The 14,804-nt window shown below is 64.0% G+C and carries 16 protein-coding genes; 5 read left to right on the top strand and 11 right to left on the bottom strand.

The features are described 5' to 3' along the window. Window positions 1-60: 60 nt before the first annotated feature. Together gluQRS and dksA are read right to left on the bottom strand one after the other, a co-directional pair. Window positions 61-969: a tRNA glutamyl-Q(34) synthetase GluQRS gene (gene gluQRS, locus J2887_RS18350; RefSeq protein ID WP_227172571.1), complete on the bottom strand. Its 909-nt coding sequence runs from the start codon at window positions 967-969 to the stop codon at window positions 61-63. Between the two features lie 48 nt (window positions 970-1,017). Continuing rightward, window positions 1,018-1,458 (bottom strand): RNA polymerase-binding protein DksA, encoded by a 441-nt coding sequence (dksA, locus tag J2887_RS18345; protein WP_227172570.1) that lies wholly within the window; start codon window positions 1,456-1,458, stop codon window positions 1,018-1,020. Window positions 1,459-1,666: 208 nt separating this feature from the next. Between dksA and sfsA the strand changes: the two genes are divergently transcribed. After that, complete coding sequence (gene sfsA, locus J2887_RS18340; RefSeq protein WP_227172569.1) at window positions 1,667-2,395, top strand: DNA/RNA nuclease SfsA; 729 nt, start codon at window positions 1,667-1,669, stop codon at window positions 2,393-2,395. Here the strand turns inward: sfsA and J2887_RS18335 are convergent. The 4 genes from J2887_RS18335 to J2887_RS21875 all read right to left on the bottom strand — a co-directional run bounded on the left by J2887_RS18335 (window position 2,379) and on the right by J2887_RS21875 (window position 4,940). Continuing rightward, complete coding sequence (locus J2887_RS18335) at window positions 2,379-2,720, bottom strand: Rieske (2Fe-2S) protein (protein ID WP_227172568.1); 342 nt, start codon at window positions 2,718-2,720, stop codon at window positions 2,379-2,381. The genes sfsA and J2887_RS18335 overlap by 17 nt on opposite strands. Continuing rightward, window positions 2,717-3,073, bottom strand: coding sequence for a pentapeptide repeat-containing protein (locus tag J2887_RS18330; protein WP_227172567.1), 357 nt, complete (start codon window positions 3,071-3,073; stop codon window positions 2,717-2,719). Before J2887_RS18330 ends, J2887_RS18335 begins: the two co-directional genes overlap by 4 nt. A gap of 95 nt (window positions 3,074-3,168) precedes the next feature. Then, the gene (locus J2887_RS18325; RefSeq protein ID WP_227172566.1) at window positions 3,169-4,743 is read right to left on the bottom strand and encodes an AAA family ATPase; all 1,575 of its coding nucleotides are present in this window, start codon (window positions 4,741-4,743) and stop codon (window positions 3,169-3,171) included. Then, window positions 4,740-4,940 (bottom strand): DUF2614 family zinc ribbon-containing protein, encoded by a 201-nt coding sequence (locus tag J2887_RS21875; RefSeq protein ID WP_227172565.1) that lies wholly within the window; start codon window positions 4,938-4,940, stop codon window positions 4,740-4,742. Before J2887_RS21875 ends, J2887_RS18325 begins: the two co-directional genes overlap by 4 nt. Between J2887_RS21875 and mrcB the strand changes: the two genes are divergently transcribed. Continuing rightward, entirely contained in the window at window positions 4,856-7,183 is a 2,328-nt protein-coding gene (mrcB, locus tag J2887_RS18315) for a penicillin-binding protein 1B (RefSeq protein WP_227172564.1), read from the top strand. The two genes, J2887_RS21875 and mrcB, sit on opposite strands and share 85 nt — an antisense overlap. Further along, window positions 7,180-7,785 carry a tetratricopeptide repeat protein gene (locus tag J2887_RS18310; protein WP_416381873.1) on the top strand — a complete coding sequence of 202 codons (606 nt, stop codon included), beginning with the start codon at window positions 7,180-7,182 and terminating at the stop codon, window positions 7,783-7,785. The genes mrcB and J2887_RS18310 overlap by 4 nt, the downstream gene beginning before the upstream one ends. A gap of 69 nt (window positions 7,786-7,854) precedes the next feature. Here J2887_RS18310 and hemL read toward each other — a convergent pair whose 3' ends face one another. Genes hemL through J2887_RS18285 form a run of 5 tightly spaced genes read right to left on the bottom strand, consistent with a single transcriptional unit; the run spans window position 7,855 to window position 12,845 of the window. Further along, window positions 7,855-9,135 (bottom strand): glutamate-1-semialdehyde 2,1-aminomutase, encoded by a 1,281-nt coding sequence (gene hemL / locus J2887_RS18305; protein WP_227172563.1) that lies wholly within the window; start codon window positions 9,133-9,135, stop codon window positions 7,855-7,857. Between the two features lie 46 nt (window positions 9,136-9,181). Further along, window positions 9,182-9,847 carry a thiamine phosphate synthase gene (gene thiE / locus J2887_RS18300; protein ID WP_227172562.1) on the bottom strand — a complete coding sequence of 222 codons (666 nt, stop codon included), beginning with the start codon at window positions 9,845-9,847 and terminating at the stop codon, window positions 9,182-9,184. After that, complete coding sequence (gene thiD, locus J2887_RS18295; RefSeq protein ID WP_227172561.1) at window positions 9,844-10,602, bottom strand: bifunctional hydroxymethylpyrimidine kinase/phosphomethylpyrimidine kinase; 759 nt, start codon at window positions 10,600-10,602, stop codon at window positions 9,844-9,846. Before thiD ends, thiE begins: the two co-directional genes overlap by 4 nt. Window positions 10,603-10,643: 41 nt before the next feature. Further along, the gene (gene hemJ, locus J2887_RS18290) at window positions 10,644-11,066 is read right to left on the bottom strand and encodes a protoporphyrinogen oxidase HemJ (RefSeq protein ID WP_227172560.1); all 423 of its coding nucleotides are present in this window, start codon (window positions 11,064-11,066) and stop codon (window positions 10,644-10,646) included. Window positions 11,067-11,069: 3 nt separating this feature from the next. Further along, window positions 11,070-12,845, bottom strand: coding sequence for a chloride channel protein (locus tag J2887_RS18285; RefSeq protein WP_227172559.1), 1,776 nt, complete (start codon window positions 12,843-12,845; stop codon window positions 11,070-11,072). 169 nt (window positions 12,846-13,014) lie between these two features. Between J2887_RS18285 and argC the strand changes: the two genes are divergently transcribed. After that, window positions 13,015-14,055 carry an N-acetyl-gamma-glutamyl-phosphate reductase gene (gene argC, locus J2887_RS18280; RefSeq protein WP_227172558.1) on the top strand — a complete coding sequence of 347 codons (1,041 nt, stop codon included), beginning with the start codon at window positions 13,015-13,017 and terminating at the stop codon, window positions 14,053-14,055. Window positions 14,056-14,063: 8 nt separating this feature from the next. Further along, window positions 14,064-14,804, top strand: a complete 741-nt coding sequence (locus J2887_RS18275) for a DUF6776 family protein (RefSeq protein ID WP_227172557.1) — start codon at window positions 14,064-14,066, stop codon at window positions 14,802-14,804.

Here is a 14,804-nt window from a genome sequence, read left to right as displayed (position 1 = left end):
CCTGCGTTTATACCATGTCGGTTGCGGCGGTGTCAGGGCTGGCCGCTCTGGCCCGGGTGGTCAGTCGTGGCGCTGTGGTGGCGTTGGGTGCTGTTCACACTGGGAGTGTCGTGGTAGGCGGTCGGGCTGCCAGTGCGCCCTGGCCCAGTCCAGTACCGTGGTCACAGTGCCTTTGGCCAGGTTGGCTGGTGGTTGCTGGCCCAGGGCGGTCAGCGCCCGCACCAGGTTATCCGTCGGCTGGCGGTCGTCCAGGGCCGGTGCGTGGGTCTGTTTGCTGAGCTTCTGACCGGCCTGGTTGAGTATCACCGGAATGTGAAACCAGCTGGGCCAGGACGCGTCCAGGGCCTGATAGAGCTGCTGCTGGTGGCCGGTGGTGGCGAGCAGGTCGGAGCCGCGGACGATGTCGGTGACGCCCTGGTCAATGTCGTCCACCACCACCGCTAACTGGTAGGCGTAGAAGCCTTCCTTGCGCTGGATCACCGGGTCTTCCAGTTCGGCGCGCACGATCAACTGCTGGTGACCGAGCAGCCGGTCCTGCCACTCAGCCACCGCATCGCGCAGGGCGAAGCGAACGGCGAAGGGAGTGCCGGCGGGGATGGCTTCGCGGTGCCGGCAGCGCTCGCTGTGATGGCCGTTATTGGCCTGCAGTTCCTTGCGGGAACAGGGACAGCGATAGGCCTGGCCGGTTGCCAGCAGGCGTTCGATGACCGCCTGATAGGCGTCGTGGCGTTGGGACTGAAAACGAATGGGAGTGGCGGTATGGAGTTGATGGGCGTCGAGAGAGGTCAGGATACGATCGACCGCCTCCTGGCTTTCCCGCAATGGGTCCAGATCTTCAATTCTTACCAGCCAGGTGCCCTGATGGCGGTCGGCTTCCAGAAAGCTGGCCAGAGCCGTGACCAGGGAGCCGAAATGCAGCGGACCCGTCGGAGATGGCGCAAAGCGCCCGCAGTAGTGGGGTGACGTCATGAGATGCAGGCGCGCCGGCGGCAGGGGACCGGCGCGCGGGAGTCGGGATCAGATACCGGTCTGGCGCTCGCGAATTTCCGCCAGAGTTTTGCAGTCGATGCACAGGGTGGCGGTTGGTCGTGCTTCCAAGCGGCGGATGCCGATTTCAACGCCGCACTGGTCGCAGAAGCCGTAATCGTCCTTGTCGATGCGATCGATGGTCTGGTCGATTTTCTTGATCAGCTTGCGTTCGCGGTCACGGGTGCGCAGCTCCAGGCTGAATTCCTCTTCCTGGGTGGCACGGTCGCTCGGGTCCGCGTAGTTGGCGGCGTCTTCCTGCATGTGGTGCATGGTGCGGTCGACCTCTTCCATCAGCTCCTGCTTCCACTGCAGCAGTAGATCGCGGAAGTGCTCGAGCATCTCGGCACTCATGTACTCTTCACCCTTCTTCATTTCATAAGGGGTGAAGTCGGTGAACTTCTCGTGCGGTCTTTCAGCAGTATTTGCCATGTAACCCGGCCTCTTTCATGTACTTCACAATAACGCGCTGACGTCCTCCGTGGAGCGTCGCAGCGCGGTCATCCTGAAACGCGAATTTGCGGAAAATAGCAGATAACCCCCGGGGGCGCCAGCCTTGTGATCAGGGCCTGTGCGTTGGCGCGATCCCGCCGCTGCCGTATCATGCGGGCCTTTTCCGCGAATCATTTCGGAGCATAGCATGCAATTCCCGTCGCCGTTGATTGAGGGGCGCCTGATCCGGCGTTACAAACGCTTTTTGGCAGATGTGCTACTGCCGGATGGCAGTGAAGTGATCGCCCATTGTCCCAACACCGGTTCCATGCTGGGCTGCCAGCCGGATCATGCCCGGGTTTGGTTAACATCCAGTGACAACCCCAAACGCAAGCTCAAGTACACCTGGGAACTGGTGGAAACTGCCCCGGGGCAGCTTGCCTGCATCAATACCGCTCGTCCCAACGCCCAGGCCCGGGAGGCGGTGGAAGCGGGGCGCATCGAGGCGCTGGCGGGCTACGCCCACTGCCGCAGTGAAGTGCGCTACGGCGCTGAGAACAGTCGCATCGACCTGCATCTGTCCGGCCATGCCGAGCTGGCGGATGCCTGGGTGGAGGTCAAGAACGTGACCCTTTGCGAGGATGGCCGCGGGCTGTTCCCGGATGCGGTGACCACCCGCGGCCAGAAGCACCTGCGGGAACTGATGGCGCAGGTCGAGGCTGGTGAGCGGGCCGTGCTGCTGTTTTGCGTCAATCACACCGGCATCACCGAAGTTCGCCCGGCGGACCGGATCGATCCGGCCTACGGCGCCCTGCTGCGGGAAGCGGTAGCGAGAGGGGTGGAAGTGCTGGCCTGGCAGGCGGATCTGGCCGTTGCTGGCGAGGTCAGTGGCCGCCTTGACCTGGTCCGGCCGGTGCCGGTCAGTCTGGCACCCTGACCAGAATCTGGCCGCGGCTTTCCCGCACCTCCAGCGGGCTCAGGGCATCGCCCTGGCACGGGCCGGCAATGCAGTGTCCGCGGTCGGGGGTGAACAGCGCGCCGTGGGTGGCGCACTGGATAAAGTCGCCGTCGGCATCCAGGAACCGGCCGGGCATCCAGTTCAGCTCGATGCCCAGGTGAGGGCAGCGGTTGGCGTAGGCCACCAGTTGGTCCCGGTGGAACATCACAAAGCCCGGGGTATCGTCGACGGTGAACTCGACAGCTTGCCGGTCCGTCAGCGCGTCGCGCTCGCAGACCGGGTGCCAGGTGGTGGAGGCGTTCACTTACCGGTATTGCACCGCATGCGGGTGCCATGGTTCAGCGACATAACGATCTCATCAGCGTGCAGCGCCAGCGGGAAGTAGCACCCGGAAATCTTGGCACCGGCAATGCTGGCGCCTTCCAGTTGGGCCTCACGGAAGTCGACGCCACGAATGTCCGCGCCGCGGAAGTAGGCGTGGCTGAAATCCAGACCACTGGCGTCAAGGCCCCGCAGATCCAGACCGCGGAAGTCGCCATGGGAAAAACTGGGCAGGCTGTCCCGCTTGGCCTTGGCCTCGTTGAACGCCTTCATGTTCTCGTTGCGGAGGATCTCATACAGCGGGTCGTCGATATGGCGGATTGCGTCGGTGTCCATCGTTTTACTCCTTCCCGGGCGCGGGTGCCGCGCCGACTGGTAACAGTGTAGCCCAGTGCGGGCCAGACCATGGCCGGGCCCGCGTGCGCAGGGCGTTACTCCGGCAGCCCCAGGTGCTGGCGGATACAGTCGGCCAACGCTTCGGCCGCCTGGGGCTGGTCGGTGTGGACGTGGACAGTGTGGCGCTTCTCGTCCGTGGTCAGCGGTTCCCACCAGTCCTTCTGGGCATCCAGCAGGGATTCGGTGGCCTCGGAGGCGTCGCCCTTGCGTTCACGAATCCAGGCCCGCCGTTTCTCTTCCGGTGCTTCGCAGTGCAGCAGCGCGAACGGCACGCTGTGGCTTTCGGCTACGTCGGCGATCAGTGTCCGCTCGCTGACCCGCAGGCTGGCGGCGTCGACAATGACCGGCAGACCGGCTTCCAGCAGCTGGCCGGCCAGTTCCGCCAGGCGCTGGTAGGTGCGTTCGGTCGCTTCCGGCGTGTACAGGTTACCGCCCTGGGGCGACTTGCTCTGGTCCAGTGGCCCCAGGCCGAACAGGCGCTTGCGCTCCACATCGGAACGCAGCCGTACCAGTCCCAGCTCCCGGGCCATGGCGGCACTGACGCAGGTCTTACCGCTGGCGGACAGACCGCTGGTGGCCAGCAGGTAATGGTTGGGAATGCCGCTGTAGCTCTCTGCCAGTTCGGCGTAATCGCGATAGCGCTGGTGCAGGCCGGCCTTCTCGGTGTCGGTCAGGGCCGGGTTGCCGAGGGTGAACAGGGCAATCTTGGCGCGAACGAGGGCGCGGTAGGCTTTGTACAGCGGCAGCAGGGTCAGCGCCTGGAAGTCGCCGCGGTACTCCAGGTAGGTGTTCAGCACCTCATTGGCCAGGGCGTACTCGCGACGGGACTCCAGGTCCATCAGCAGGAACGCCAGGTCGTTGATGACATCGATCCAGCGGAATGGCTCGTTGAATTCGATGCCGTCGAAGACCGTGACCTGGTCATTGAATACCGTGATATTGGCCAGGTGGAGGTCACCGTGGCACTCCCGGACAAAACCGCCGGCACGGCGTTGGGCAATCAGCTCGTGGTGGCGCTCGAACGTGGTGCGAGTCCAGGCCTCGAGGTTGTCGAGCTGGTCAAGCAGGGGCTGATCCGACAACAGCGGACGAATCTGGTCAAAGTTCTCCTGCATGGCGGCATAAACCGCCTCCGGCGTGCCCAGGGGCTTGTCGTCGGCGACCGCCGGCAGCTGGTCGTGGAAGCTGGCGACCTGGCGGGCGAGAGTGGTCAACAGCGCCGCTGGCAGGTCGCCCCGTTCCTGGCGGGCGTCGAACAGTTCGCTCTGGCTGAACTGGCGCATGCGAATGGCATACTCGATGGCCTCGCCGCTGCCGCCCAGCTGGGGCGCGTCCGCAGTGCCGGTGATCGGCAGCACATCGACGTAGAGCTCGCTGGCAAGGCGGCTGTTGAGACGCAACTCTTCCTCACAGAAATGCCGCCGACGGTCCAGGGTCGAGAAATCCAGGAAGCCGAAGTCCATCGGCTTCTTGATCTTGTAGGCGTAGTCGCCGGTCAGCAGCACCCAGGAAATGTGGGTTTCCAGCACTTCGAAGCTGTCTACCGGGTGGTCAAACAGGTCCGGGTTCTGCAAAGCCTGGATCAACTGGTCTGGGGATGTCTCGGTCACGACCGCTCCTTGGAGTTCTGTTTTTTGTGGCTCTCTATCATAACGGGCGCATTACAGAAATAACACAGAGCGGCCCTGCCAAGCCCGCGCTGGCTGTGGGTATAATCCGGACATGAAAAAGTCTGCGCCCGCCAAGAAGAAATCCCGCAAATCCCCCAAGAAATCCCCCGTTGCCCGCAAACGCTGGTTCTGGCCACTGGTCCTGCGATTGACTCTGGTTGGTGCCGTGCTGCTGGCTGGCTGGATGGTGTACCTGGATGCCGTTGTGACCGAGCGCTTCGAGGGTCGTCGTTTCGAGGTGCCGTCGCGGGTCTATGCCCGTCCTCTGGAGCTGTATGATGGCGCCAGCGTCAGCCGCAGCGCGCTTGAGCGTGAGCTGGCGCTGGCGGGTTATCGTCAGGGCGATGGTCAGCGCGTCGGTACCTATCAGCGTTCCGGCCAGAACTATGTGATCAGCACCCGGGGCTTTGAATTCAGCGACGGTGATGAACCCCGGCGGCGGCTAGCGTTCCGGATTGCTGGCGACCGGGTACAGGGGCTGCGCACCCTGTCCGGGCCGTCCTCCCCCATCGTGCGGCTGGAGCCCGCGCAGATCGGCGGCATCTATCCGGCCCACCGGGAAGATCGGGTGCTGATCCAGCTCAGTGACCTGCCGCCATTGTTTGAGCAAACCCTACTGGCAGTGGAAGACCGGGATTTTTACGACCACTTTGGCGTTGCGCCGTTGTCCATTGCCCGCGCCATGTGGGTGAACCTGCGTGCCGGCCGGGTGGTGCAGGGCGGCAGCACGCTGACCCAGCAGCTGATCAAGAATTTCTACCTGACCCGCGAGCAGACCCTGGTGCGCAAAGGTAATGAGGCGCTGATGGCGATTCTGCTGGAGCTGCATTACGACAAGCGCGACATCCTCGAAACCTACCTCAACGAGGTTTACCTGGGGCAGGCCGGGGTGCGCAGCATTCATGGCTTTGGCCTGGCCAGCCAGTTTTACTTTGGTGAGTCACTGGCGGATTTGAGGGCGCACCAGGTGGCCCTGCTGGTGGGCATGGTAAAGGGACCGAGTTACTACAACCCCCGTCGGCACCCGGAACGGGCCCGGCAGCGGCGCAACCTGGTGCTTGATGTGCTGGTGCAGCAGGGCCTGTTGAGTGAAGAGGCCGCTGCGGATGCCAAGGCGCGGCCGCTGGGTGTGACTTCAAAGCCCTCGTTCTCGGAGAACCGCTACCCGGCCTATATCGATCTGGTACGCCGTCACCTGGCGCGGGACTATCGCGACGAAGACCTGCAGAGCGAAGGCCTGCGAATCTTCACCACCCTGGATCCGGCGATTCAGGATTCGGCGGAACGTTCGGTACGGGAAACCCTGAAGGAACTGGATGGCCGTGGTGGCGACGGCAAGCTGGAATCGGCGATGGTGGTCACCAACCGCAACAGCGGTGAGGTGCTGGCGCTGGTGGGTGGTCGTGATCCGCGCTTTGCCGGTTTCAACCGGGCGCTGGATGCCCGTCGTCCCATCGGTTCGCTGATCAAACCCTTCGTCTATCTGGCGGCTTTGCAGCAGCCAGAGCGTTACACCCTGATCTCCCCGGTGCAGGACAAGAGCTTTGCACTGGTGTTCGATGACGGCCAGCGCTGGGAACCGCGCAACTACGATCGCAAGGAGCGTGGTGAGGTGCCGCTGCACCTGGCGTTGTCCCGTTCCTACAATCTGCCCACGGTGCGGGTGGGACTGGACGTTGGTGTGGACTCCGTCACTGATATTTTGCAGGACCTGGGGGTGACTGAATCGATCTCCCAGTACCCGTCGATGCTGCTTGGCGCGGTGTCGATGACCCCGGTGACCGTGGCCCAGACCTATCAGGGGCTGGCAACTGGTGGTTTCAATACCCCACTGCGCACCATTCGTCAGGTTACCGACGCCGGGGGGGAGGCACTTAGCCGCTACAACCTGGCGGTGGACCAGGTGCTGGACCCGGCGGCCACCCACCTGGTGCAGTACGCCATGCAGGAAACCATGCAGGAAGGCACTGGTCGCTCGGCCTATCGCTGGTTGCCCCGGGAGCTCACGCTGGCGGGCAAGACGGGCACCACCGATGACGGTCGCGACAGCTGGTTTGCCGGTTTCAGTGGTGACCTGCTGGCGGTGAGCTGGGTGGGGCGTGATGACAACGGTGCCACCTCGTTGACCGGCGCCTCCGGGGCCTTGCCGGTGTGGTCTGAATTCATGTCGCAGGTGCCACAGCACGGCTTTCAGCCGGTAGTCCCGGATGGCGTCCAGTATCACTGGGTGAACGCGGAGACGGGTGCGCTGACCGCGGAGTCCTGCGACAATGCGCGACTGATTCCATTCATCGCTGGTAGCGAGCCCGAGCGGCAGGATGACTGTGCCGGCAGTCTGTCCAACCGTCTGCGGGGCTGGTTTGAAGGACTGTTTCAATGATCCCCAAGCACCTGACATCCAAACACCCGACCCTCAAGCGCCTGATGCTGGGCAGCGCCTTTGGCAGTGCGCTGCTGCTGGCCGGCTGCGCCACCGGACCGGGTGGTTCTTCCATCTACGTGCCGGCGGCGCCGCCACCGGATTATGATCGCTCCGAGCCTGCCGACGCATCCTCGACGTCCAGCCAGGATTCGGCGACACCGGCCCGGCCAAGCTCCGCCCGGGAGGCAACGCCCCGTGAACCGGACCCGGCACCACGTTACCGTGATGAGGGGGATGCCCTGTCCGGCGCGGCGGCCAGCCTGATCGCGCGCGCCGACAGTCTGCTGGCCCAGGGCCGGACACAGGCGGCGATTGGCCAGTTGGAGCGGGCACAACGCATTTCGCCGCGTTCGGCGGAGGTCTATTTCAAACTGTCCGAGGCTTATGTGACGGCCGATAACCTGGGGGCGGCGGAACAGTTTACGCTGAAGGGGCTATCTCTGGCGGGTCGCAATGCCGGACTGCAGCGCTCCGGCTGGTTGCTGCTTGCTGATATTCGCCGCGCTCGCGGGAATGTGGCGGGTGCGGATCAGGCCGAAGCCAGGGCGTCGGCCCTGTAAGGGCGGGGCGTTACGATGTGGTCAGCGTCGCCACGCCCCGGGAACTCGGGCGTGGCGACGTGGGTTGGATCACAGCGTGGCGAATACCCGCTCGGCGGCTTGCAGGGTGTGAGCAATGTCGTCGTCTGACAGTGCGGCGCTGACGAAGCTGGCTTCAAACGCCGACGGCGCCAGGTAGACACCCTCTTTCAGCATGCCCTGGAAGAAGGTACCGAAGCGTTCCACATCGCAGGCCATGACCTGATCAAAGGTGGTGACCTGCTCAGCGTCGGTGAAGAAGAAGCCAAACATGCCGCCTGCGCCCTGCACCGCGAGCGGAACGCCGGCCTTGCCGGCCGCGGCCTTCAGGCCCTGCTGCAGAGTCTCGGCCTTGCGGCTGAGGTCATCGTGGAAGCCCGGCTCGGAGATCAGGTTGAGACTGGTCAGCCCGGCGACCATCGCCAACGGGTTACCCGACAGAGTGCCGGCCTGGTACACCGGTCCCAGGGGCGAAATATGTTCCATGATGGCGCGCTTGCCGCCGAAGGCTCCGACGGGCAGACCGCCGCCGATGACCTTGCCCAGGGCGGTGAGGTCCGGGGTCACGCCGTAGTGGGCCTGAGCGCCACCCAGGGCAACCCGGAACCCGGTCATCACCTCATCGAAGATCAGCACCGTACCGCTGGCGTCACACACTTCCCGCAGGCACTCCAGGAACCCCGGTACCGGGAGGATGCAGTTCATGTTACCGGCCACTGGCTCAACGATGATGGCGGCAATCTGGTCACCCATCTTTGCGAAGGTGTCCCGAACGCCGTCGATGTCGTTGTAGGACAGTGTCAGGGTGTGCTCGGCGAGGCTGGCGGGAACGCCTGGGGAGTTGGGTTCGCCGAGGGTCAGGGCGCCGGAGCCGGCTTTTACCAGCAGGGAGTCGACATGGCCGTGGTAACAACCTTCGAATTTGACGATCTTGTCGCGACCGGTGTAGCCGCGGGCAAGGCGGATGGCGCTCATGGTGGCCTCGGTGCCGGAATTCACCATTCGCACCATGTCGATGGAGGGCACCAGCTCGCATACCTTGCGGGCCATGTCGGTTTCAATCGCAGTGGGGGCGCCGTAGCCGACCCCCAGATCGATCTGCCGGTGCAGGGCCTCCTTGATGCTGGGGTTGGAGTGGCCGACGATCATGGGCCCCCAGGATCCGATGTAATCGATGTAGCGGCGGTCGTCCTCGTCGTAGAGGTAGGCCCCCTCGGCGCGTTTGAAGAACAGCGGGGTGCCGCCAACGCCGCGGAAAGCCCGGACCGGCGAGTTCACGCCACCGGGAATGTATTTCTGGGCCTGTTCGAACAGGGTTTCAGACTGGGTCATGCTGTGGAGCTCCGTGACGGCTACTGAAAGTGATGGGTTAAAAAGGTTACGGGTGAAAAGGGTAGAGCGGATGATGGTCAGCGAACAAGCGGCTGAATTGTCGTGCGCGCAGTTCGACATCACCGGGGCCGAACAATCCGCCCACCACCGCCAGCAGGTCTGCGCCGCTGGTGATAAGGTCGGCACCGTTATGGACCGTAATGCCGCCAATCGCGGTGGTGGGGCGGCCGAACTGCCGGGCCTGGGCCAGTACCTGGCGGTTTGCCGGGGGCGCACCGGGCTTGGTGGCCGACTGGAAGAAGCGGCCGAAGGCGAGGTAGTCAGCGCCCTGGTCATGGGCCAGTCTGGCCAGTTCGAGATCGCCGTGACAGGTAATGCCAATGAGGGCGTCTTCCCCCAGCAGGTTGCGGGCGTCGGTCAGGGTTTGGTCGCTCTGGCCCAGGTGAACGCCGGCGGCCCCCACTCGTTTGGCCAGCTGCGGATCGTCATTGATGATCAGCGGCACCCCGGCTTCGCCACACAGGCCTTGGAGTCGGCTGGCCTGGTCCAGCCGCACGCTGTCCGGGGAGCGTTTGTCGCGATACTGCACCAGCACCGCACCACCGCGGAGGGCGGCGGTGACTGCGGCAACCAGTTGGTCGGCGGGGATCAGCTGTTCGTCGGTGATGGCGTAGAGCCCGGGCCGCAACCCTTTGCTAAAAGCCGGGTTCATGGGGCAATCCGCACCGACCGGTCGGGTACCGGCTGGCCCTGGCCAACGGCCAGCGCCTGATTGATGGCCGCGGATACGAAGCGCTGGGCCTGCTCGATGGCGGTCTCCCGACTCAGCCCGGCCGCCCGGCCAGCGGCGATGGCGGCGGCGAGGGTGCAGCCAGTGCCATGGTATTCCCCGCCACGGCGGGGTATCTGCCAGGCCCGGGGCGCCTGGTCCTCGCAGTAGAGTGTGTTGGTAATGTCCTCTTCCTGACCATGACCGCCGGTGGCCAGTACCGCCTGACAGCCGCCGCTGAGCAGGTTGGCAGCAGCCTGATCCGGCTGTTCCGAGTCCCCCAGCAGGGCCAGCTCGATGCCGTTGGGGGTGATCAGGTCGGCGCGGGCAAACAGCGCCTGTTTCATTGACTCGATCAGCGCCTGATCGGCCAGGTCGCCACCGCCGGCGGCCTTGATCACCGGATCGACAATCAGCGGGATGTCGGGTTTGTCAGCGAGGAAATCCAGCAGCGTCTCAACGATGGCCGCATTCCCCAGGGCGCCGGTTTTGATGGCGTGGAACGGGGTGTCCTGGGCCAGGCAGTCGAGTTGCTGGCGAACCAGGTCGGCCTCAATGGCGCAGGCGCCGTAGACGTTTCGGGTGTCCTGAACGGTCAGGCAGGCCAGTACCGGCAGTGGATGGGCGCCAAGGGCCGTAATCGCCTGGATGTCGGCCTGGATACCGGCGCCGCCGGAGGGGTCCAGCCCTGACAGCACCAGGACCTGGGGGCGATGTTTGAGTTCGATGACGTTGCCTCCTAGAAGGGTTTGACGGTGGCGAGGATGACGACAGCCAGCAGCACCAGCACCGGCAGTTCGTTGAACCAGCGGTAGAATACGTGACTGCGGGTGTTCTGATCATCGCGGAAAACCTTGACCAGGTGACCGCAGTAGAAATGGTAGCCCACCAGTAGCAGAATCAGCGTGAGCTTGGCGTGCAGCCAGCCCTGGCTGAGATAACCGGCCGGGTTGAAGCTGATCAGCCACAGGCCAAAGCCCAGGGTTGCGATCATCGACGGCGTGGTGATGCCGCGATAGAGCTTTCGTTCCATGATCTTGAAGCGTTCCCGCCCCGGAGCATCCTCGCAGGCAGCGTGATAGACAAACAGCCGTGGCAGGTAAAAAATCCCGGCGAACCAGCACACCATGGCAATCAGGTGAAAGGCCTTGACCCACAACATCCGTTAACTCCGTCGATACTGGTAGTAGCTTTCGATCTCGGACTTCAGCACCACGCCGTAGATCCGCTGGATCATCGGGGCAACGTGGCGCTGAACGTACAGTGCTTCGGCGTTGCTGGCGTGAAACACCTGCAGCGCCTCCTCGAGCGTGGCCTGATATTGTACCGCAGCAAGGTCGCGTCGGTTGGCGGGAATGTCCATCAGGTCAATGGATTCCGGCAGCGGCTTGTCGGTTTCCCGGCTCTCTTCGGTGACATCCTCCAGGTAACGTGCGAGGTCCACCGCCGGTAACAGCGCGCCGGGGCCCTGGCTGCCGTCCACGATCAGCCACTTGTGCTCCGCTTTCAGCACCCGTTTGCAGTCGTCCAGGGGCAGGTGACGCTGTACCCGGGCGAAACTGCGGTCCATGATGGCGCCCACGGATACCCGTCGCAAGGCCTGGATGATCGGGGAGTTCTGATAGCTCAGGCCCTGGCTCTTGAGAATGGTCAGGAACAGCGACTTCTGCCCGAACACCTCGCTGGTCACCATGCTGGCAGTGGTGATGATCAGCATCGCCGGCAGGATGATGTGGGGGTTGAGGGTCAGCTCCAGCAGGGCCATCAGTGCGGCCAGTGGCGCCTGCAGTACTGCCCCCATCATTGCGCCCATGCCCAGCATGGCGTAGAAGCCGACCGATGAGGCGTACTCCGGCGCGATGGCGGCACCGACCAGCCCCATGGCGCCGCCGAGGGTCGCGCCCATGAATATGGTCGGGCCAATCACCCCGCTGGGCATGCCCAGCCCCAGGGTGACCGCCGTAACCACCAGCTTGGCCAGCGCCACGCCCAGCAGCAGCCAGAACGGCAACTGGTTGTGGATGGTGGCGCTGACGGTGTCGTAACCGATACCCATCACCTCCGGTACCAACAGGGCAAACGGCACCATCAGAACGCCGGCAGCAATGATGCGCAGCAGCACCGGGCGCTGGTGGAAACGACCGGTGTAGTCGAGCAGGAAAGTGAAAGCGGCAGCGGCGATGCCAATGATCACGGCCACCGCCAGAATCCAGGGAATCTCCAGCAGCGAGTTCATGGTCAGTGCCGGCACACTGAACGCCGGCTCGTCGCCATACACGGCCCGGGTGACCACTGCCGCCGTCACCGACGACAGGATGATCGGGGTGAAGCCGGCGATGGTGTACTCCATCATCACCACTTCCATCGCAAAGATCACGCCGGCGATCGGGGTGTTGAAGGACGCCGAGATCGCCGCCGCACAGCCACAGGCGACGAGGGTTCGGATGCTGTTGTTGGGCAGGCGCATCCACTGGCCCAGCAGGCTGGAGAACGCCGCGCCGAGGTGGACTGCCGGTCCTTCCCGTCCCGCTGACTGGCCGGTAATGACCGTGCCAACCCCGCAGACAAACTGCACCACCGCACTGCGAAACGACAGATACCCCTGGTGGTAATTGAGTCGCTCCATGACGTGGACGATGCCCACCTTGCGGTCCTGAATGCCCAGTCGGTGGAGGAACAGCCCCAGGGCCACGGCGCCGGCCAGCGGCAGCAAGCCACGGGTGATCAGATCCAGATTCTCGAACGCTTCGGAGTCATGACCGGGCAGGAAGTACTCCAGCGGCAGCTCAATCGCCAGCCGGAACAGCAGGATCACCACCCCCGTCACCAGACCGGACAGCAGCCCCAGCAGGGCCAGCTGGGGCAGGGCGTCAACGCCGGACAGCCGGCGCCGGAACAGGGGGAACAGTCGTTCGCTGATCTGGTGCTTGAGGTCGCGCATGGTGATCGTCTATCCGGATTGACGGTGGTGGCAGGTTTGCCCGCTTCCCGGGCCCCTTAATTGTAAAGGAGCGGGGGCGCCCTGCAATAAGACGCGGGATTATCGTGTTAGAATAGCCGGCCAAATCCACCCCCGCGCCTGGCGTGGGGATTTGCAGCGGGAGAGTTCGGTGATCAAGGTAGGTATTGTCGGAGGAACCGGTTACACCGGTGTCGAGTTGTTGCGCATTCTGGCGGTGCACCCCGAAGTGGAGGTGCGCTGTATCACATCCCGGTCTGAGGCCGGCATGGCGGTGGCCGATCTCTACCCCAACCTCCGAGGACACTTCGACCTGAACTTTACCGCCCCGGACCTGGACACACTGGCTGAGTGCGATCTGGTGTTCTTTGCCACGCCCCATGGTGTGGCCATGCGCATGGCGCCGGAACTGATCGCTCGGGGCACCCGGGTGGTGGACCTGTCTGCCGATTTCCGGCTCAAGGATCTGGACGTCTGGGCTACCTGGTACGGCATGCCCCACGAGAGCCCGGAGTGGGCCGAGAAAGCCGTCTATGGTCTGCCGGAAGTGGCCCGCGACGCCATTCGCGAAGCCGAACTGGTCGCCAATCCCGGCTGCTACCCCACCGCCGTTCAGCTGGGGCTGCTGCCGTTGCTGGAGCAGGGGCTGGTCAAGACCGATCGCATTATCGCCGATGCCAAGTCCGGTGCCAGTGGGGCCGGTCGCCAGGGCAAGATCGGCATGCTCCACGGTGAGATTGGTGAGAGCTTCAAGGCCTATGGTGCGTCCGGTCATCGTCACTTGCCGGAGATCCGTCAGGGCCTGGTTGCCGCCGCTGGCGACGCCTCCCTGGGGGTCACCTTTGTGCCACATCTGTTGCCGATGATCCGTGGGATCGAGGCAACCCTGTACGCCGAGCTGAACGATCCGGCGGATTTCGATCGTCTGCAGGCGGTGTTTGAGGACCGCTACCGTGACGAGCCATTTGTCGATGTCCTGCCGTTTGGCAGTCATCCCGAGACCCGCAGCGTGCGGGGCGCCAACCACTGCCGGATGGCCCTGCACCGGCAGGAAGACAGCGCGACAGTGATCGTGTCGTCAGTGATCGACAACCTGGTCAAAGGCGCTGCCGGTCAGGCCGTTCAGAACATGAACGTGATGTTCGGGCTGCAGGAAGACCTGGGTCTGCAAGCGCCAGCCTTGCTGCCCTGAGGCCTGGTGTGAGCGACAGCCGCAGTCCCAGTGAAGAATATGTGATGGTGCGCCGGCGGCCAGGCCGCCGGCTGCGCCGTACCGCAATCCTGCTGCTGTTTTCGGTGGCCTGCGCCGCTGGCGGCTATTTCCTGGGCCTGTCCCAGACCGGCACCCAGCTCACGTCGGTGGTGGACACCCGTGACCATTTGCTGGATCAGCTGGAGTCGCTGCAGCAGAAGCGGTTGGCGTCGGAACAGCAGCTGATCAATTTGGAGCGGGGGCGCAGCATCGATGAAGCGGCGCTGAGCCAGGCCCGCCACACCATCGCCCGACTGGAAAGCCGGGTGGCGGAGCTGGAAGCGGACCTGACTTTCTACCGCAACATCATGGCGCCCTCGGAAGTGGCCGAGGGGCTGCAGGTGGATCGACTGAACCTGCACACCACCCGTCAGGACGGGCGTTACGGATTCAAACTGGTGCTTACCCAGGTGGGTGACAACAGCAGCTATATCGGTGGTATTGTTGCCGTCAACGTGATCGGACTGCGTGATGGCGAAAAGGAAGTGATTGCCCTGCGGGATCTGTCCGAAGAGATCACCGACCTGGGGGTCAAGTTCCGGTTCCGATACTTCCAGGACGTGGAAGGGTTCCTGACCGTACCCGACAGTTTTCAGCCCCTTGAAGTTCAGGTGGTGGCCCAGGCCCAGGGAAGCAAGTCGTCCCAGGCCGAGCGCACCTTTGATTGGGGGCAGCTAACGGAGAAATGA

The organism is Marinobacter sp. CA1 (assembly GCF_020546665.1).
GTDB lineage: Bacteria > Pseudomonadota > Gammaproteobacteria > Pseudomonadales > Oleiphilaceae > Marinobacter > Marinobacter xestospongiae.
The sequence above is the reverse complement of the archived record's forward strand: the minus strand, read 5'-3'. Positions and strand labels throughout refer to the sequence as shown.